We start from the raw sequence: 18276 nt of genomic DNA, 5'->3' as shown, positions 1-18276 counted from the left end.
GGGCGATCGCATACGCACCGCTCTGCGTCGCTGGGTTGATCCTTTTGATCTAGAACCCGATAAGCTCCCCTGGGACAAGGCGAGTTGAGGCGGACACACTCGATCGTCCCGTGCCGCGCGTGCGACCCGTACGGCGCCCGCCCTCCTGTGTTCGAGCGTGCTGGTCTTGAAGGATGCAGATGGAACTTGCCACTTCGCCCCCGGCGGCGCGGGCACCCGTCGCCTGGTACAGCTGGTGGCTGATGCCGGTCGCGCTGGGAGCCGGAACCGTCGCCACCGCGGTCGCCGGACCCGACCAGGTCCAGATCCCCGCGGCGTTCGCGGGTACGGCGGCCACCACGGCCGGCGCGATCTGTGTGCGGCTCCTCCTGCGCACCCGGTCCCAACTGCGCCGTTCCGCCGCCGACATCCGTGGCGAACGGGCGGAGCGGTCCCAAGAGTGGCAGCGGCACGTGGCGGCCCTGGAGCGGGAGTTCGCCGCCGAACGCGCGGTCCTGGACGCACAACTGGCCGACCGGACCCGCACCTTCGAGACCCGCCTCGCCGAGCAGACGCAGAGCCACGAAAACCGCATCGCGGAACAGACGGAGGACCACGAGGCACGCCTCGCCGAACGGTCCGAGGGGTACGAGGCACGGCTCGCCGAGCAGACCCGCACCCACGAGGCGCGGCTCGCGGAAGAGATCCGGACCCATGAGGCGCGGCTCGCCGAAGAGATCCGGACCCACGAGGCCCGCCTGTCCGAGCAGGCGCGGGCCCACGACGCGCGGATCGCCGAGCAGGCCGAGGCCCACGAGACCGGGATCGCCGCGCGGACCCAGGTCTGGCAGGAGCGGCTCGCCGTGCAACTGGCCGTCGTCGGCAGGCTTGGTGACACGTATCTTCCCGGCGCGCTCGAACGGCTGCGGGCCGGTGAGGCCGTCGACGACATCCTGCCGGAGGTCGCGCAGGAGACGGACGCCGGCCCCGAACTCCGTGCCGAGCTGCGGAAGATCCTGCGGACCGCGCTGATCGGCGTCGAGGCGGAGTTCGACCGCTCCACCTCGGCCGAGCAGGCCGTGATCAGCATCGGCAGTCGTATGCACGTGCTGACCAGCAAGCTGCGCGGCCGTCTGCACGAGATGCAGGGCGAACACGGCCGGCTCCCCGCGGTGGCCCGGGGTCTGATGGAGCTGGACCAGGAGATCGGCCCCGCCGACTGTCTCGCCGCCAGCATCGGCGTGCTCGGCGGCTCGGACCGGCCCGGACGCCAGTGGCAGGAGCCGCAGCGGCTGCTCAGCGTGGTCCGCGGCGGTATCGGCCGCATCAAGGACTTCGGCCGCGTCCAGGTCCGTCATCTGCCCGAACTCGGCGTCGACGGTGCCCTGGTGGACCACCTCACGCTGCTCTTCGCCCATCTCCTGGACAACGCGGCACGCTACTCGCCGCCCACCGAACCGGTGGTCGTCTCCGGCCGGGAGGTACCCAACGGGGTCGGCATCGAGATCCAGGACGCGGGCAAGGGGCTGAGCGAGGAGAAGAGGAACGAGGCCGCGCACACCCTCGCGGGTACCTCGGCCGGTCCGGGCCTCGGCGGTATCTCGGAGGACGCGAACCTGGGCCTGCGCGTGGTGGGCACGTTGGCACGGCGCTACGGCATCCGGGTCACCTTCGCCGACTCGCCCTGGCTCGGCACCTCGGTGGTCGTCGTCGTACCGCACAAGTACTTCAGCCCGCTGCCCGTCACGGTCACCGACCCGGCCCCCGCCGCCGGGACCGCCACGGACCGGGCCGCGACGGGTGACGAGAGCGCGGACACCACGTCCGGCGGCCTTCCCCGACGCCGCGGCAGGCGGACCGGGGCGCCGGATCGGCGCCCCGGCACCGCTTCGCGCCCTGCCGCCACTCCCCGGCCCGGCGCCGTGGGCCGCACCGAGGAGTCCGTGGCCGCCGTGCCCCCCGCCGCGTCCTTCACCGGCCTCGCCGCCTTCGCCACGGCCGGACGGGACAGCGGGCCGCCGCACGGCGCGGCCGCGGCACGTGAGTCCGACGAGCACCGCACTGAAGAGAGCGACTAGTTCACATGACGCAACAGGGAACCGACGTCAGCTGGGCGCTCCGCGACCTGACGGAGAGCATCAAGGAGATCCGCTTCGCCCTCGTGGCCTCGAGCGACGGCAAGGCCATCACCTCCTACGGCGCCGACGACCCCGACGACGTGGACCGGTTCGCCGCCGTGGTCGCGGGTCTGCAGGCGCTGGCGCAGCCGGTGGCCGAGCAGTTCCCCCGCTGTGCCGGGGGGCTGCGGCTGGCGATGATCGAGGTCGACGGCGGCCATCTGTTCGTGGTGCGGGCCGGGGTGGAGACGTACCTCGGAGTGCTGGCCAGGGAAGGTCTCGACCAGGGCCTTCTCGGTCACCAGATGAGGGATCTGGCCCGCAGGATGGGTGAACTCCTCGGCACCGAACCGCGCTTGGAGGAGCACTCTGGATGAGTTCTCCCCGCCGGCCCACGGACCCGTCCGGCCTTGAGCGCTACTACGTCCTCACCGGTGGCCGCAGTGGGCCGGGCGGCGGTCCGGCGGCGGGCCTCGACGTCGCGACCCTCGTCGTCTCCCGCGCTGCCCCCGCCCCGGGCATGCAGCCCGAGCACGAGGAGATCCTCCGGCGCTGCCGCGAGCCGCTCTCGGTGTCCGAGCTCGGCGCCCATCTCGAACTGCCCTTCAACATTCTCGCGGTGCTCCTGGCCGATCTGCTGGACGCAGGTCGTGTCGAGGCCCGTCATCCCCTACCGGAGTCCGACACCGGTCGCGGGCCCGGCCGCGCGCTCCTCGAGGAGGTACTCCGTGGACTTCAAAGGCTTTGACCGTCCCGACCCGGGGTCGGGCGGCGGCCCCCGCTCGGTGAAGGTGATGATCGCCGGCGGCTTCGGCACCGGCAAGACCACTCTGGTGGGCTCGGTCAGCGACATCAAGCCGCTGACCACCGAGGAGACGCTGACCGCGGCCGGCGCCGGTACCGACGACCTGATCGGCGTGGCCGACAAGACGCGGACCACCGTCAGCATGGACTTCGGCAGGATCTCCCTCAACGACGAGCTGGTGCTGTACCTGTTCGGGACGCCGGGCCAGGAGCGGTTCTGGTTCCTGTGGAACGGCCTGTTCAAGGGCGCGCTCGGGGCGGTCGTCCTGGTGGACACCCGGCGGCTGGACTCCAGCTTCCGGGCCATCGAGGAGATGGAACGGCAGGACGTGCCCTTCGTCATCGCCCTGAACGTCTTCCCGGACTCTCCGCGGCACCCGGTCGGGGAGATCCGCGACGCCCTCGACCTTCCTCCGCACATCCCGATCGTGGCCTGCGACGCCCGGGACAGGGCGTCCAGCCGTGACGTCCTCATCGCGCTCGTACGCCACCTGCAGGAACGCTCCGCCGCCGCTCGGGAACCGCGATGAACGACCGGCTCACGCACGACCCCGGCGCTCCTCGCGGCTGCCCGGTCGCACCCGGCGACGCACACGACCGCGCACCCGGGGACGCACACGACCGCGCACCCGGCGACGCGCACGACCGCGCGGACGGCAGCGCGCACGACCCCGCGGCCGGCGGTACGGGCGGCGGCCTCACCCGCCTGTACGGACCTGGGGCGGCAACGGATCCGCAGGAGCTGTACGCGCGGCTGCGCAAGGAGTACGGGGCGGTGGCCCCGGTCCTCCTGGAGGGCGACGTTCCCGCCTGGCTGGTCCTCGGCTACCGGGAGAACCGGCGGGTGCTCGACAACGCCCGTCAGTTCAGCCGGGACGCCCGCATCTGGCGGGACCGGAAGGAAGGCCGTGTCGACGACAGGTCACCGCTGATCCCGATGCTGGGCTGGCGGCCCGACTGCGTGTCCCAGGACGGCGAGCCGCACCGCAGGCTGCGCGGCGCGGTCACCGACAATCTGCGGACCGTCGCGGCGCGCGGCATCCGGCGCCACGTCGCGCACTTCGCCCACCGGCAGATCGACGCGTTCGCCGGCACGGGCAGCGCCGATCTGGTGGGGGAGTTCGCCGAGTACCTGCCGATGCTCGTCCTGACCCGGTTGTTCGGACTCCCGGCGGCCGAGGGGCGCAACCTCGCCGTCTCCTGCGCCCAGGTCATCAAGGGCGGCGAGGACGCCCTCACCCACAACGACCTGATCATGCGCATTCTCGCGGATCTCACCGACCGCAAACGCGCCGAGCCCGGCGCCGACTTCACCACCGGACTGATCGAGCACGAGGCCGGTCTCGACGAGGACGAGATCCTCAACCACCTGCGCCTGGTCCTGATCACCGCGCACACCACCACCAGCAACCTGCTGGCCCGCGTGCTCCAACTGGTCCTGACCGACACCTCGCGGCTCGCCGGGCTGGTCAGCGGAGAGCTGGACGTCTCCGCCGTCGTCGAGGAGGTGCTGTGGAACACCCCGCCGCTCACCGTCCTGCCGGGGCGCTTCGCCGCCGTGGACCTCGAACTCGCCGGCCACCGCGTCATGGAGGGCGACCTGCTGCTGCTCGGGCTCGCCGCCGGAAACCTGGACCCCGGGATCCGGCCCGAGGCCGGGGTCTCGGTGCGGGGCAACCAGTCGCACCTCGCGTTCAGCGGCGGCGCGCACGAGTGCCCCGGACAGGGCATCGGCCAGGCCATCATCGGGACGGCCGTCGACGTCCTGCTGCACCGGCTGCCGGGCCTGCGGCTGGCCGTGCCGGCCGGTGAACTCACCTCGACGGCCTCCACCTGGGAGACCCGACTGGACCGGCTACCGGTCGAGTTCGCGGCGCGAACGGGAGAGGAACGACAGACGGGAGAGGGGCTGCAGACGGGAGAGGGGCTGCAGACGGGCTCCGCAGGGCCCCCACACCCCTCCGCAACCTGACCCACTGCCCGGCGTCGGGGCCGGGCGCGTCGCACCTTCGGGTGACGCGTACCGCCCGGTCCCGGGTAGGCACCGTCACGCGTCCGGTGCCTCGTGGACGCGCTCACCCCCCACATAGGTCAGCGCGACCCGCGTCGTACCGATCTCCTCGGGCGGCCCGGCGTACGGGTCGCGGTCCAGCACCACGAGATCCGCCAGCGACCCCGCCCGCAGACTCCCGGTGTCGTCGAGATGGTTGGCGTACGCGGATCCCGCCGTGTACGCCGTGAACGCGGCGGTCAGCCCCACGCGTTCGGCCGGCAGGAACACCGGCTCCGTCCCGTCCGGCACCACGCGGTTGACCGCGACATGGATGCCCTGGAGCGGGTCGGGGCTGCTGACCGGCCAGTCGCTGCCCGCCGCGAGTCGCGCCCCGGACCGCAGCAGCGAGCCGAACGGGTACTGCAGGGCGGCCCGTTCGGGTCCGAGGAAGGGAATGGTCAGCTCGTCCATCTGCGGTTCGTGCGCGGCCCACAGGGGCTGGATGTTGGCCGTGGCGCCGAGCCGCGCGAAGCGGGGCACGTCGTCGGGGTGCACGACCTGGAGGTGGGCCAGGTGCGGACGCGTGTCGCTCGGGCCGTTCGCCTTCCGCGCCGCCTCGACCGCGTCCAGGGCGTCCCGTACGGCCCGGTCGCCCAGCGCGTGGAAGTGGCACTGGAAGCCGAGGGCGTCCAACTCGGCGACGTATGCCGGAAGTCGGGCCGGATCGATGAAACTGGTGCCGCGATTGGCGGTGGCGCAGCCGCAGTTGTCGAGATAGGGGTCGAGCAGGGCGGCGCTGCCGTTCTCGGCGACCCCGTCCAGCATCAGTTTGACGCTGGTGGCGCGGAACCGCCCATGGCTCAACGCGGCCCGGCGCTCGACGAGTTCGGGGATCTGCTCGGCCCCGCGTTCCCGGTCCCACCACAGCGCGCCGACGACCCGCGCGGTCAGCGAGCCGTCGCGGGCAGCCGTCAGATACGCGTCCGACGGGTCGTCCATTCCCAGGAAGGCGCCGACGAGCGCGTCCTGCCAGGCGGTGATGCCGAGCGCGTGCAGATGCCGTTGGGCGTGCAGCAGCGCGGCGAGCCGGTCCGCCGGGGTGGCCGGGGGAGCGAGCCGGCCGACGTACCGCATGGCCCCCTCCTGGAGCATCCCGGTGGGCTCGCCCGAGGCGTCCCGCTCGAAGCGTCCGTCGGCCGGGTCCGGAGTGTCGCGTGTGACCCCCGCCAGCTCCAGGGCACGGCTGTTGGCCCAGGCCCCGTGGTGGTCCCGGTTCGGCAGGTACACCGGCCGGTCGGGCACGACCGCGTCCAGCGCCTCCTTCGTCGGCGTACCGCCCTCGAACGCCTCCATGGACCAGCCGCCGCCCGTGATCCACTCCCGGCCGGGATGTGCGTCGGCGTACGCACGGACGGCGCGCACCGTCTCCTCGGCGGTCCGCGCGCCCGTCAGATCGCACTGGGCGAGTTCAAGTCCCGCCGGGACGGGGTGGAGGTGCGCGTCCTGGAAGCCGGGCAGGAGGAGCCGTCCGGCAAGGTCGACGACCTCGGTCCGGGGGCCGGTCAGTTCGCGGGCCGAGGCCCCGACGGCGGTGATCCGGTCGCCGGTGACGGCGACCTCGGTGACGGTGGGGCCCTCGGGAGTGAGGACCGGTCCACCGGTGAACAGGAGGTCAGCGTGCATGTGTCCGTTCCTTGGTCGGGTGTCGGCGGTCCGGGTGCGGGTGCGGGTCAGCGGGGTGCGGCCAGCAGCCGGGGCGCGTCGGCGTCGGTGCCGCGGCCGGTGCGGAAGTACGGGGATCTGCGCACCCACTTGGCCCAGGCGGCCGCCGCGCATCCGGAGGCGATCATCAGGCCGGGCACGAGCAGCAGGAACCACCCGTTGTCCGCGCTGACTTCGAGATGGTCGGCGGAGGTGTAGAAGGACCAGGCGAGGTAGCCGCCGAGGCCGAGCAGGGCCGCGGCGCTCAGGGACGGGAGCACCACGGCCCGTATCCCCTGCCGCCAGTCCTCGCGCAGCAGGCCGCGGAAGCGCGCCGCGGCCGCCAGGGCGGTGAGCGCGTAGGACAGGGCGACGACGATCCCGACCGCGTTCACCGTCGCCATGATCATGTCGGCGAGCCGGGGGATCACCAGGGCGAGGGCCGCCACGGCCGCCGCCAGCGCGCCGATCAGCAGGGTCCCGGCCGCCGGAGTCCCGTACCGGGAGTTGACCCTGGACCACACCGGTCCCAGCGTGCGGTCCCGGCTCATCGCGAACATCCCGCGAGCCGTCGGGATCACGCCCGCCTGCAGGGAGGCGACGGCCGAGAACATCAGCGCCACCAGAGGCAGCGCGGCGAGCGGCTGGGAGGCGAGACGGTCGCCGAAGAACGCCAGCCCCTGGGCGCCGTGGTCGGCCAACTCGTCCTCGGACAGTACGCGTTGGAAGGCGACCGAGCCGAGGAGGAACAGTCCGAGCATCGTGACCAGCGTGATGGTCCCGGCCCGTGAGGCGTCCTTGGGGTCGCGCACCTCCTCGTTCACGGTGAACGCCGCCTCGAACCCCCAGTAGCAGAACACCGACAGCAGCATGCCCTGCGCCAGGGCCGTGGCCGAGGGGATCCGGAACGGGTCGAACCAGCTCAGGCGGAAGGCGTGCGGACCGGTGACGATGCCGTATCCGCAGAAGCCCAGCAGGACGACGTACTCGAAGACCAGCAGCCCGCTCTGCAGACGGGCGGCGGTTCTGACCCCGGTGACCGCCGTGAGGGTGACGGCGACGAGGACCACGACGCCCACCGCGGTCGTCTGGGCGGTGGAGTCCGGGTCCAGCGCGAACCCGGCCGCCTCGTGCAGTCCCGCCTCACCGGCGAGTTGCAGCATGGCCGAGCCGGTCACGGCGGTGGTGTAGGCGAGAAAGGCCACCGTGGCCACGATGTTCACCCAGCCGACCAGGAAGCCGAGCCAGGGAGTGAGGGAACGGCCCACCCAGACATAGCCGTTGCCCGCGTTCGGCTCGACCCGGTTCAGCCGCGAGTAGGCGCCCGCGATGCCCAGGACCGGGAGGAAGGCCAGCAGCATGATGGCGGGCAGATGCAGACCGACCACCCCCGCCGTCACGCCCAGCCCGATCCCGATGCTGGTGGTCGCCGCCGTACTGGACGCGGCGATCGCGACGCCGTCCACGACACCGAGGGACTTGCGCAGGGACGGGGGATCCACACCGTACGGCTTCTGCGTCATGGCCTGCTCCGATCGCACCCGGGGCCTGGTTCCGGCCCGATGACCGGAAATGAAACTGCCCGGAGCCTTAACAGGTCAACGCCGTTGACATAAGGTGCCCGCACCGGAGGGAGAGTCCATGACCGAACGAGTCGTCCCGCCCGCCGCCCGGCGGCGCCGACGCCCCACCAAGACGGGTGTGGTCCTCTCCGAGGAGCTCATCGTCGAGACGGCGCTGCGGCTGCTCAAGGAGCACGGCGCCGACGCCCTTACCGTCCGCCGCCTCGGCCTCGCCCTCGGCGCCGATCCCACGGCCCTGTACCGGTACTTCCGCGACACCGACGACCTGCTGCTCGCCATCGCCGACGAACTCATCGGCCGTACGCTGCGCACCTGGCGTCCCACCGGTGACTGGCGGGCCGACCTGCGCGACCTCGGCCTGCGGATGCACTCCGGATCCCTCTCCCATCCCCAGGCCGCGGTGCTCAGCGCGTACCGCGTCACGGGCCGGGTCCACGAGATCGCGGCGGTGGAGACGATCCTCGGCGTGCTGCGCGGCGCCGGCTTCCCCGACGTCGAGGCCGTACGGATCTACCACGCGTTCGTCGACCAGGCGCTGGCCTTCGCGGCCCTCGACGCGGCGAGCGTGGCCCTGCCCCGGGCCGCGCGAGAGGCCGAGGCCGGGGTGTGGCGGGCGACGTACGCGCGGCTGTCCCCCGACACGCACCCGCACATCGCGGCGACGGCGCGTCATCTGGTGGCGGACATGCGGCGCAGCGCCTACCCGTCGGCGCTCGACCTGCTGCTGGCCGCCGCGGCCGCCCGGCTGGACGAGATACAGGAGCTCCCGCCGACGCAACCGACACGGCAGACGGAGACGCGACCGGAAGACCCCGCCGGTCACACCGCCGGGCTCTCCCGCGTCATTCCCCCGGACCCGTCCGCACCACGGCCCCCAGGAAGCTGACCGCACATGACCCCGCCCGCCCGCACCGTGAAGCAGCGCACACAGGACACGCTCCACCGGCTGGAACAGGACGTCGACGTCTGGGTGTCCACGGCAGGCCCCGACGGCGCGGCGCCCCACCTGATCCCGCTGTCCTACCTCTGGGACGGCACGACCGTGCTGCTGGCCACCCCCGGCGCCAGCCCGACGGGCCGCAACCTGCGGACGACGGGCACGGTACGTCTGGCCTTCGGACCCACCCGCGACGTGGTCGTCGTCGACGGCACCGTCGAGACGCTGGAACCCGCCGGACTGCCGGCCGGTGTCGGCGACGCCTTCGCCGAGCGGACCGGCTTCGATCCGCGCCGCCTCACCACCGCCTACCTCTACTTCCGCGTCACTCCACGGCGGGTACAGGCCTGGCGCGAGGCCGACGAGATCGCCGGCCGCGACCTCATGCGGGACGGCGGCTGGCTCGTGGACGACTGATTCCGTGGGACGGGGTATCCGGGAGGCGCGGGGCAGCGACGGCCCAGCCGACCGCGCCCCCGATCCCCTACGGAGGAAGCATGGCACTGGTCCTGGCAGGCGTGGTGGTGCTGGACTGCGCCGAGCCCGAGAAGCTCGCCGCGTTCTACAAGGAACTCCTCGACGGCGAGGAGACGGACACGAGCGCGAACCGCATCGACATCCAGGGCGCGGACGGGACGCGGATGGGGTTCCGCAGGGACCTCACGGCGACGCCGCCGAGCTGGCCCCGCCCCGAGAACTCCCTCCAGGTCCATCTGGACTTCCAGGTGGCGGACCTGGACGAGGCGGAACGCCGGATCGTCGGTCTCGGCGGGCGGCCCATCGAGACCAAGGACGCCGCGGGACCCTTCGAGGAGCGGGGCTACTCCGACCCGTCGGGGCACTCGTTCACCCTGTGCCTCACGCCCACCATGGCGCCGAAGCTGGGCTGAACCCACCGCCGTGTCCGGCCCGGCGGATACGGTCGTCAGCTCCGGCCACCACGGCCGCCTCTGCCCTTCCCCTTGTCCGGGGACGGCCAGATCCCCGTCGAACGCTCGACGGCCTTCGCGCCCGCGCGGTCCGCCGCGCTGCGGGCGACGGCGAACAGCGCGCCCTGGAGGGCCGCGGCGAGCAGCACCTCACCCCAGCCGCGGTCCTTGTCCAGCGCGTCGGGCGCGTCCTCCTCGTGGCGCACCGCCTTCCACGCCGCCTCGAAGGCCAGCCCGGCCAGGGCTCCGCTCGCCCAGCCCAGCGCGAATCCCAGCGGCTTGTAGGCGAACGGGAGTTTGAGTTTCTTCCGTTTCTTGGGCACGTGGGTCTCCTTCCGTGGTCCGAGTCGACGGTGCCACCGAATCCGGACGTCGGGTAGAGGGCCGTACCGTCCGCCGAAGTGTGAGGCGCGCGGGCCTGGGCAACCGGACGGGGTGAATCGGACATCGCAGGACCGGTCGGACCGGCCGAAGCCGTCGGCACAATCCCAGCAGCCGAAGGAGCCGAAGGAGCCGGCGCAGTCGGAGCCGGCGCCGAAGCCGAAGGGGCAGGACCACGGAACGCGCCTGACCGTGCTCGTGGCCCTCGGGGCCAATCTCCTGATCGCCGTGGCCAAGGCGGTGGGCGGACTGCTCACGGGCTCGCCCGCACTGCTCTCCGAGGCCGCGCACTCCGTGGCGGACAGCCTGAACGAGGTCTTCCTCCTCGCCGCCCTGCGCCGCAGCCGCCGGCCCGCCGACCGCCGGCACCCGTTCGGCTACGGCAAGGAACGGTTCTTCTGGTCGCTGCTCGCCGCCGTCGGCATCTTCGTGATGGGCGGCTGCTTCTCGTTCTTCCAGGGCTTCGAGGCCCTGAAGAGCGGCAGCGAGGAGTCGTCCAGCGGCTATGTGGCGGGGCTCGCGGTGCTGGTCGTCTCCCTGCTCGCCGAGGGCGCGTCCCTGTTCCGCGCGCTTCACCAGGTGCGCGGACAGGGCGGCGCCGGAGGGCTGCGCGACCCCGCCCTGCGCACGGTGGTCGCCGAGGACGGCACCGCCGTGCTGGGCGTGACGCTCGCGATCATCGGCATGGCGCTGCACATGATCACCGGACAGATCGTGTGGGAGGCCTCGGCATCCTTCGCCATCGGGGCACTTCTGGTGGGCGTCGCCTACTGGTTGGGCCGCGACGCGCGTGAGCAGCTCATCGGCCGGGCCGCCGACCCCGAGTCGAGCGGCCGGATACGGGCGCTGCTCGAGGCACAGCCCGAGATCGACAGCGTGGAGGCGCTGCTCACCATGGAGATCGGCCTCGACTCGACCCTGGTCGCCGCCCGGATCGACCTCGTACCGGGGATGGACAGCGAGGAGGTCGAGGAGGTCGCCGTCCGCATCAAACGCTCCGTCGCGCACACGGTGCCGGAGGCGGACCAGATCTTCCTGGACGTGACCGACGCGGCGGCGGCACGGGCCGCGTCGCGCGAGGGCGGGACAGCGGACGACCCCGCCGCGACGGGGGAGCGCGGCGGGGCCTGAGGTACGAGTGCCCGGGGGGCGGACGGCTCATGCACGGCGTGTCCGCGAGACCTCGGCGTCCGCCCCGAGGCCCTTTTCGCGGACCTCGGCGCGGACGCGGCCGGGACCCCCGGTCAGGCGCGGCCGGGACCCCGCTCACGCGCCGCGCGTCGTCGCCGGCGCGTCCGCGCCGCTCAGTCAGTCGGCTCCAGCACGAAGACGGGGATCTCGCGGTCCGTCTTCTTCTGGTAGTCGGCGTACGAGGGGTACGCCGCGACCGCGCGCTCCCACCACTCGTCCTTCTCCGCGCCGGTGACCTCACGCGCCCGCAGGTCCTGGCGCCGGGCACCGTCCTGGAGTTCGACGTGCGGGTCGGACTTCACGTTGAAGTACCAGACCGGATGCTTCGGGGCTCCGCCGAGCGAGGCGACCGCCGCGTAACGGCCGTCGTGCTCGACGCGCATCAGCGGGGTCTTGCGGATCTTGCCGCTCTTGGCACCGCGGGTCGTGAGAATGATGACCGGCAGTCCCGTGTCCTGCAGTGTGGTGCCCTCGGTGCCGCCGGAGCTCTCGTACAGCTCCACCTGCTCGCGCACCCACTGCGTCGGGCTGGGTTCGTACTCACCCTCAAGAGGCATGACTTCCGTCCCATCTCGCGTCGTACTGGTCCTGTCTCGGCATGATTCAACACCAGCGGGGCTGTGAATCATCCGCGGCATGACCCCGCGGGTAATCGCGGACGCGGGCCACGTGCGGGACGGTGGAGCCGTTACCGGACGAGGACCACGGAGAGGGCGGCCCCCATGTCATCGGTCACCGCACACGTTCCGACAACCGGCGCCGTGGCCCAGGAGTTGCTGCGCCGGATCGGCGCCGGCGTCCCCGAACGGATCGCCGAGCTCTACGCCGAACGGATCGACTGGAAGCTCAGTTGGCCAGGGGACGAGCACGGGCGTGCCGCGACCCCGTGGATCCGTCCGCGGTCCACCCGTGCCGACGCCGCCGCCCACTTCCGGGAGCTGGGCGCGCACCATCTGCCCGCGGGCGCGGACACCACGGTCGAGCGGATCCTCGTCGACGGTGCGGAGGCCGTGGTCCTCGGTGAGATCCGGCAGACGGCCCGGGCGACCGGGCGCCCCTACCGGGCCCGGTTCGCCCTGCACCTGACGGTCGAGGACGGTCTCGTCGTACGCCATCACGTGTACGAGGACAGCCTCGCGGTGGCCCGCGCCTTCGAACCCGGCGACGACGTCCGCCCGGTAACCCCGGGCACTCCGACCACCCCCGGCGCCCCGGCGGCCCTTCGTCGCGACCGGTGACCGCGCCCGCCAACTCGCCGGGTCCCACTGGCAGATCGAGGCCGTACGGGATCACGGCCGGTCGCGCCAGGTCACACCGTTGACGGCGGTCACGGGTCCACGTGGTCATGGCGAGGCGAGGAGCATCCGTACGGCGAGCACCATGATCACGGCGCTGGACACGAGCGCCGTCACCAGCCGCCCCCGGTGTCCCGTCAGGACCCGCCCCAGCAGCGCGCCGCCGCCGGCGATCAGCAGCTGCCAGCTCGCGGAGGCGACGAACGCGGCGAGTACGAACACCCCCTGCTCCAGCGGCCGTACCGCCTCGGTCGCACGGCTGCCGAGGACGAGCGCGGCGAAGTAGACGATGGTGGTGGGGTTCAGGAGGGTGATCCCCAGCAGCGTCAGATACGCCCGCGCCGGGTGCGCCGGATCCTTCGCCGAACGGGCGGTGAGCCGCCGCTCGCGGTACTGGCGCAGAGCGGTGACGGTGCCCCGTACCGCCAGGGCGGCCAGGACCAGCCCGGACACCCAGCGCAACGGCACCAGCACCGGCTGGAGCGCGGCGGCGAGCGCGGCGCCCCCGAGCGCGGCGACCAGGGCGTACACCCCGTCGGCGGTCGCGATGCCCAGGGCGGCTGACCCGCCGATCCGCAGTGACGTACGAGCGGTGAGGGACACTAGATAGGTCGCGACCGCTCCGACGGGGATGGCGATGCCATAGCCCGCGAGCAGCCCCGCGACGAGCGCGGCGGTCACGATCGGGGAAGCGAGGGCCTCCGCGGTCGGCCGGGCCGCTGCTGGACCCGCACCGGACGAGTGGCGGCGGAGGTCGGCGGCAGGAAGGCTTCGAACATGGACATGCGCAGATCCTCGGGCCTCCGCGGCGGCCCGTGCAACCGAATTTCGGGGGCCGCCGACGGGATCGCAAGGAACACCGCCGAGCCACGTGGAACGGGTGTCCACCGTTGCCCGGGCGGGCGGTTCGAGCCATGTCCACGCGTGGGCGCCGCCCCGCCGGCCCCCGGGCGCCCGGTCGGCGCCCCGCCGGGCGACGGCGTTCGGCCAGACCGCCCGACCGGAGCATCTGGCCGAACTTCGAGTGGCTCTGTAGATGCCTGGGGCATCTAATGAGGAGCGGCAAGATCGGCAAGAGGGAACCATCGCATGCGAGGTCACTCATGACAGAAACCGTTGCCTTCCCCCAGGACCGCACGTGTCCTTACCACCCGCCCACCGCCTACGACCCCCTGCGCGAGGCGCGCCCCCTGTCGCGGGTGTCCCTGTACGACGGCCGCAGCGTGTGGGTCGTCACGGGCCACGGCATCGCCCGTGACCTCCTCACCGACCCACGGCTCTCGTCCGACCGCACCCGTCCGGCGTTCCCGATGCCCACGGAGCGGTTCGCCTCCGCCCGCGACCGCCGGGTGGCGCTCCTCGGGCTCGACGATCCCGCGCACCACACCCAGCGCCGCATGCTGGTCCCCAGCTTCACCCTCAAGCGGATCGGGACCCTGCGTCCCCGTATCCAGGAGACCGTGGACCGGCTGCTCGACGCCATGGTGCAGAAGGGCCCGCCCGCCGAGCTGGTCGGCGACTTCGCGCTGCCCGTGCCGTCGATGGTGATCTGCGCGCTGCTCGGCGTCCCGTACGCCGATCACGAGTTCTTCGAGGAGCAGTCCCGCAGGCTGCTGCGCGGCCCCGCCGCCGCGGACACCCAGGACGCCCGCGACCAACTGGACGCCTACTTCGGGTCGCTCATCGACCGCAAGCAGAAGGATCCGGGAGACGGGCTGCTCGACGAGCTCATCCAGGACCGGTTGCGCGAGGGCGCGGTGGACCGCGAGGAGCTGATCAGCCTGGCGACGATCCTCCTGGTGGCCGGCCACGAGACGACCGCGAACATGATCTCGCTCGGTACGTTCACCCTGCTCAGGCACCCGGAGCAGCTGGCGGAGCTGCGCGCGGAGCCGACACTCATGCCCGCCGCCGTCGAGGAGCTGCTGCGCTTCCTGTCCATCGCCGACGGGCTGCTGCGGGTGGCCACCGAGGACATCGAGGTGGCCGGAGCGACGATCCGCGCCGATGACGGAGTCGTCTTCTCGACCTCCGTCATCAACCGTGACGAGCACACCTTCCCCGAGCCGGACGCCCTCGACTGGCACCGTCCGGCCCGTCACCACGTCGCGTTCGGCTTCGGCATCCACCAGTGCCTCGGCCAGAACCTCGCGCGTGCCGAGATGGAGATCGCCCTGCTGTCGCTGTTCGACCGGCTGCCCGGACTGCGGCTGGACGCGCCGGCGGACGACATCCCCTTCAAACCCGGAGACACGATCCAGGGGATGCTGGAACTCCCCGTGACCTGGTAAGAGGCTTACCGGCATGACCATCAACATCGTGATCGACAAGGACGTCTGCATCGGCGCGGGACAGTGCGCGCTGACCGCGCCGAACGTCTTCACCCAGGACGACGACGGATTCAGCGAGGTGCTCCCCGGCAGCGAGGACGGCGGCGGTGACCCACTGGTCCGGGAGGCCGCGCGGGCCTGCCCGGTGGGCGCCATCACCGTCTCAGAGGCCTGAGGGCACCCCCGGCGGATCCGGGGAAACCTCCCGCGGACCCGAGGACACCTTCCTCGGGTCCGTCCGCCGCGCCTTCCGGCCGGTCCGGTCGCCGCGGTGTCCGCTCAGCCGGCGTGCCGGGCGGACGAGATGAGCGCCTCGGCCGCCGAGGCCGCGTGCCCGGCGGCCTCCACCTCCCGCGTGATGCCCGCGGTGACCATGGCTCCCTCGGCGAGCAGATACACCTGGTCGGTGAGCGAGTCCGGCAGTCCCGCGTCGGTCACGAGGCCGCCCAGATAGTCCCTGAACGCCTTCTTGTGCGCGCGGACCTGGACGGCCACACGTGGTGAGGTGGCGCCGAGTTCACCGTAGGAGTTGATCCAGGCGCATCCGCGGAAGTCCGGTTCCCCGAACCACAGCCGGAGCCGGTCGAACACGGCCAGAATCCGCCGCTCGGGCTCCTCGTACCGGTCGACGTGCTCGGCCAGCCGGCGCCGCCAGCGGATGTCACGCCGCTCCAGGTAGGCCTCGACCAGCAGTTCCTTGGCGGGGAAGAGCTGATAGAGCCGCTTGAGGGAGACGCCCGAGGCGCCCCGGATGTCGTCCATCCCGACGGTCTGGATGCCGCGGCCGTAGAACAGCTCCTCCGCAGCGTCCAGCGCCTGTTCCCGGGCCTGTGCGAGGGCCTGTTCCCGAGCGCTCGTGATGTCCATGGGCAGGGGGCTCCTTGACGCGAGAACCAACGTTCTCTACGTTAGCAGCCGGTCAGGAGAACGCACGTTCTCAACCTTGTCGCGCCGCGTCCGGCAGGAAGCCGCTCATGTCCGTCCGCCCGCCCCTGCCGCCCTTCACCCGTGAGACCGCTCTCCAGAAGGTCCGGGCCGCCGAGGACGCCTGGAACACCCGCGACCCCCACAAGGTCTCGCTCGCCTACTCCGAGGACTCCGTCTGGCGCAACCGCGACACCTTCGTCACCGGTCGCGCCGCGATCGTCGAGTTCCTCACCGCGAAGTGGGAGCGCGAGCGGGAGTACGCCCTGCGCAAGGACCTCTGGTCCTTCGACGGCAACCGCATCGCCGTCCGCTTCCAGTACGAGTCCCGCGACGCGGACGGCCGGTGGTGGCGGTCCTACGGCAACGAACTGTGGGAGTTCGACGGGCAGGGGCTGATGACCCGCCGCGAGGCGAGCATCGACGACGTGCCCATCGAGGAGAAGGACCGCCGGCTCTTCGGGCCGCGCTCCGACGCCGAACGCGGGGCGTCCCTCCCTCTCCGGTGACGCGTGGTCCCTCCGGTGACGGGGGCGCCCCTGCCTCTCCGGTGGTGCGCCCTACTTCGGTACCTGGAAGCCGCCGATCTCCTGCTCGAGCAGTTCGGCCAGCCGCAGCGGAGTGCGGTCCTCGAACATCGGACCGATGAGCTGCACTCCCACCGGCAGACCCTCGGGGGAACGGCCCGCCGGCACGGCGGTGGCGGGCAGGCCGGGCATCGTGGCCTGACCGGCCCAGACGAGCTGGTCGAAGTACGGGTACTCGACGCCGTCGATGTCGATCCGGCGCTCCAGCAGATCGGGGTCGTGGTCGTGCGGGAACGCGGGAGTGGGCGTGATCGGACACACCACGGCGTCGAACTCGGCGAAGAGCCGCCGCCAGCCGTGACGGTGGAGCTCGCGACGGCCGTTCGCCTCGATCCAGTCGCGGTGGCTCAGCACCATGCCGCGCAGCCGCGCCGCGTCGAGACTCCGGTCGTCCGCGCTCAGTCCGGCGGCGCGGATCCGCAACTGCTCGTACGCCGCGACGGGAAAACGCGCAACGGAGCCCGAGAACAGCAACTGGGTGTAGATCACCGCGGCTTCGGCCGGGTCGGGCAGCAGCGGACTGTGCCGTGCGACGCGGGCGCCGCCGTCGACGAGCGCGTCGGCGACCCGGTTCACACCCGCCCGCACAGCGGACCCGGTCGGAATGAGCGGATGCTCGTCGAGGACCAGGACCCGGAAGTCGCGGAGCCGCTCGTGGCGCGCGGGCGGCAGCCTCAGGTCGTGCGCCACACCGAGCGTCAGCGGATCCGGTCCGGCCATCACGTCGAGCAGGAGCGTGAGGTCGCGCGCGGTGCGCGCCATCGGGCCGACGACCGCGAGGTCGGGGTCGCCCGGCAGGGCCGGCGCGGGCGGCGGGACCATCCCGCGGCTCGAAGCCAGCCCGAGTGTCGGCTTGTGCGCGTAGACACCGCAGAAATGTGCGGGGGTGCGCAACGAGCCGGCGATGTCGGAGCCGATGGACAGCGCGCCGAATCCGGACGCCAGGGCCGCCGCCGACCCGCCGGAGGATCCACCCGGCGTGCGACCGTGATCCCACGGGTTGTTGGTGGTGCCGTAGATCTCGTTGAAGCTCTGCATGTCCTGCAGCCCCAAGGGCACATTGGTCTTGCCGAGCACCACCGCGCCCGCGGCCTTGATCCTCGACACCTGCACCGCGTCCTCGTCCGGCAGGTGGTCCCGGTGTGACGGGATGCCCCAGGTCGTGGGCAGCCCGGCGATGTTGTAGGACTCCTTGACCGTCACCGGAATGCCGAGCAGCGGCCCGTCCTCACCGCGGGCGCGCGCCTGGTCGGCGGCGCGCGCGGCGGCCCGCGCACGGTCGAAGTCCGGCACGCAGATCGCGTTGACCGCCCCGTCGTCCCGCTCGATACGGGCGATCGCCTCGTCGGTCAATTCCGCCGAGGTCACTTCACCGGCGCGCAGGGAAGCCGCGAGTTCTTCGGCCGTCCGAAAGTTCCAGTCCATGAATTCGACCGTAGCGGCCTCTGCAACGGGCCACGAAATACCGCTTCGCACAACGGAACGGATGTCTCGATTCTGGTCTCCCAGGGCCAAGTCCGAACGC

The 18276-nt window shown here is 72.2% G+C and carries 20 protein-coding genes; 13 read left to right on the top strand and 7 right to left on the bottom strand.

Features of this window, described 5'->3' with window-relative positions; translation table 11 throughout:
• Positions 1–173 precede the first annotated feature (173 nt).
• From OG199_RS06065 to OG199_RS06045, 5 genes are read left to right on the top strand one after another with little or no spacing between them, the layout of a single operon-like run.
• Positions 174–2057, top strand: coding sequence for an ATP-binding protein (locus tag OG199_RS06065; protein WP_405828414.1), 1884 nt, complete (start codon positions 174–176; stop codon positions 2055–2057).
• Positions 2058–2062: 5 nt separating this feature from the next.
• On the top strand, positions 2063–2473 hold the full coding sequence (locus OG199_RS06060; protein ID WP_401808933.1) for a roadblock/LC7 domain-containing protein: 411 nt from the start codon (positions 2063–2065) through the stop codon (positions 2471–2473).
• Positions 2470–2844, top strand: a complete 375-nt coding sequence (locus OG199_RS06055; RefSeq protein ID WP_405828412.1) for a DUF742 domain-containing protein — start codon at positions 2470–2472, stop codon at positions 2842–2844. The genes OG199_RS06060 and OG199_RS06055 overlap by 4 nt, the downstream gene beginning before the upstream one ends.
• Positions 2825–3430 carry a GTP-binding protein gene (locus OG199_RS06050; RefSeq protein WP_405828410.1) on the top strand — a complete coding sequence of 202 codons (606 nt, stop codon included), beginning with the start codon at positions 2825–2827 and terminating at the stop codon, positions 3428–3430. Before OG199_RS06055 ends, OG199_RS06050 begins: the two co-directional genes overlap by 20 nt.
• Positions 3427–4872, top strand: coding sequence for a cytochrome P450 (locus tag OG199_RS06045; RefSeq protein ID WP_405828408.1), 1446 nt, complete (start codon positions 3427–3429; stop codon positions 4870–4872). The genes OG199_RS06050 and OG199_RS06045 overlap by 4 nt, the downstream gene beginning before the upstream one ends.
• 75 nt (positions 4873–4947) lie before the next feature.
• Here the strand turns inward: OG199_RS06045 and OG199_RS06040 are convergent, their stop codons facing one another.
• On the bottom strand, positions 4948–6576 hold the full coding sequence (locus tag OG199_RS06040; protein WP_405828406.1) for an amidohydrolase: 1629 nt from the start codon (positions 6574–6576) through the stop codon (positions 4948–4950).
• 47 nt (positions 6577–6623) lie between these two features.
• Complete coding sequence (locus OG199_RS06035; RefSeq protein WP_401808942.1) at positions 6624–8117, bottom strand: APC family permease; 1494 nt, start codon at positions 8115–8117, stop codon at positions 6624–6626.
• Positions 8118–8235: 118 nt separating this feature from the next.
• On the opposite strand from OG199_RS06035, the gene OG199_RS06030 reads away from it, so the two are divergent.
• The 3 genes from OG199_RS06030 (at position 8236) to OG199_RS06020 (ending at position 10004) form a co-directional block, all read left to right on the top strand.
• Entirely contained in the window at positions 8236–9063 is an 828-nt protein-coding gene (locus OG199_RS06030) for a TetR/AcrR family transcriptional regulator (protein ID WP_405828403.1), read from the top strand.
• 6 nt (positions 9064–9069) lie between these two features.
• On the top strand, positions 9070–9531 hold the full coding sequence (locus OG199_RS06025) for a pyridoxamine 5'-phosphate oxidase family protein (RefSeq protein ID WP_405828401.1): 462 nt from the start codon (positions 9070–9072) through the stop codon (positions 9529–9531).
• Between the two features lie 80 nt (positions 9532–9611).
• Positions 9612–10004 carry a VOC family protein gene (locus OG199_RS06020; protein ID WP_401808948.1) on the top strand — a complete coding sequence of 131 codons (393 nt, stop codon included), beginning with the start codon at positions 9612–9614 and terminating at the stop codon, positions 10002–10004.
• A gap of 35 nt (positions 10005–10039) precedes the next feature.
• On the opposite strand, the gene OG199_RS06015 is transcribed toward OG199_RS06020, so the two are convergent.
• Positions 10040–10366 (bottom strand): DUF4235 domain-containing protein, encoded by a 327-nt coding sequence (locus OG199_RS06015; RefSeq protein WP_401808950.1) that lies wholly within the window; start codon positions 10364–10366, stop codon positions 10040–10042.
• 244 nt (positions 10367–10610) lie between these two features.
• Between OG199_RS06015 and OG199_RS06010 the strand changes: the two genes are divergently transcribed.
• Positions 10611–11555 (top strand): cation diffusion facilitator family transporter, encoded by a 945-nt coding sequence (locus tag OG199_RS06010; RefSeq protein WP_356800091.1) that lies wholly within the window; start codon positions 10611–10613, stop codon positions 11553–11555.
• A 173-nt stretch (positions 11556–11728) separates the two neighbouring features.
• On the opposite strand, the gene OG199_RS06005 is transcribed toward OG199_RS06010, so the two are convergent.
• Positions 11729–12172, bottom strand: coding sequence for a nitroreductase family deazaflavin-dependent oxidoreductase (locus OG199_RS06005; protein ID WP_356800041.1), 444 nt, complete (start codon positions 12170–12172; stop codon positions 11729–11731).
• Between the two features lie 165 nt (positions 12173–12337).
• Between OG199_RS06005 and OG199_RS06000 the strand changes: the two genes are divergently transcribed.
• Positions 12338–12853 carry a nuclear transport factor 2 family protein gene (locus OG199_RS06000; protein WP_356800039.1) on the top strand — a complete coding sequence of 172 codons (516 nt, stop codon included), beginning with the start codon at positions 12338–12340 and terminating at the stop codon, positions 12851–12853.
• A gap of 105 nt (positions 12854–12958) precedes the next feature.
• Here OG199_RS06000 and OG199_RS05995 read toward each other — a convergent pair whose 3' ends face one another.
• On the bottom strand, positions 12959–13591 hold the full coding sequence (locus OG199_RS05995; RefSeq protein ID WP_402183099.1) for a LysE/ArgO family amino acid transporter: 633 nt from the start codon (positions 13589–13591) through the stop codon (positions 12959–12961).
• Between the two features lie 422 nt (positions 13592–14013).
• Between OG199_RS05995 and OG199_RS05990 the strand changes: the two genes are divergently transcribed.
• Both OG199_RS05990 and OG199_RS05985 read left to right on the top strand, forming a co-directional pair.
• A complete protein-coding gene (locus tag OG199_RS05990; protein ID WP_401808953.1) occupies positions 14014–15201 on the top strand; it encodes a cytochrome P450 in 1188 nt (395 codons plus the stop codon).
• A 19-nt stretch (positions 15202–15220) separates the two neighbouring features.
• Entirely contained in the window at positions 15221–15415 is a 195-nt protein-coding gene (locus OG199_RS05985; RefSeq protein ID WP_356800089.1) for a ferredoxin, read from the top strand.
• A 104-nt stretch (positions 15416–15519) separates the two neighbouring features.
• Here the strand turns inward: OG199_RS05985 and OG199_RS05980 are convergent, their stop codons facing one another.
• On the bottom strand, positions 15520–16107 hold the full coding sequence (locus OG199_RS05980) for a TetR/AcrR family transcriptional regulator (protein ID WP_405828397.1): 588 nt from the start codon (positions 16105–16107) through the stop codon (positions 15520–15522).
• Between the two features lie 107 nt (positions 16108–16214).
• Here OG199_RS05980 and OG199_RS05975 point away from each other — a divergent pair, with 107 nt between their 5' ends.
• Entirely contained in the window at positions 16215–16673 is a 459-nt protein-coding gene (locus tag OG199_RS05975) for a nuclear transport factor 2 family protein (RefSeq protein ID WP_401808958.1), read from the top strand.
• Between the two features lie 51 nt (positions 16674–16724).
• On the opposite strand, the gene OG199_RS05970 is transcribed toward OG199_RS05975, so the two are convergent.
• On the bottom strand, positions 16725–18176 hold the full coding sequence (locus OG199_RS05970; RefSeq protein WP_405828395.1) for an amidase: 1452 nt from the start codon (positions 18174–18176) through the stop codon (positions 16725–16727).
• Positions 18177–18276 lie beyond the last annotated feature (100 nt).

The organism is Streptomyces sp. NBC_01176, from assembly GCF_045039825.1.
Lineage (GTDB): Bacteria > Actinomycetota > Actinomycetes > Streptomycetales > Streptomycetaceae > Streptomyces.
The sequence above is the reverse complement of the archived record's forward strand: the minus strand, read 5'-3'. Positions and strand labels throughout refer to the sequence as shown.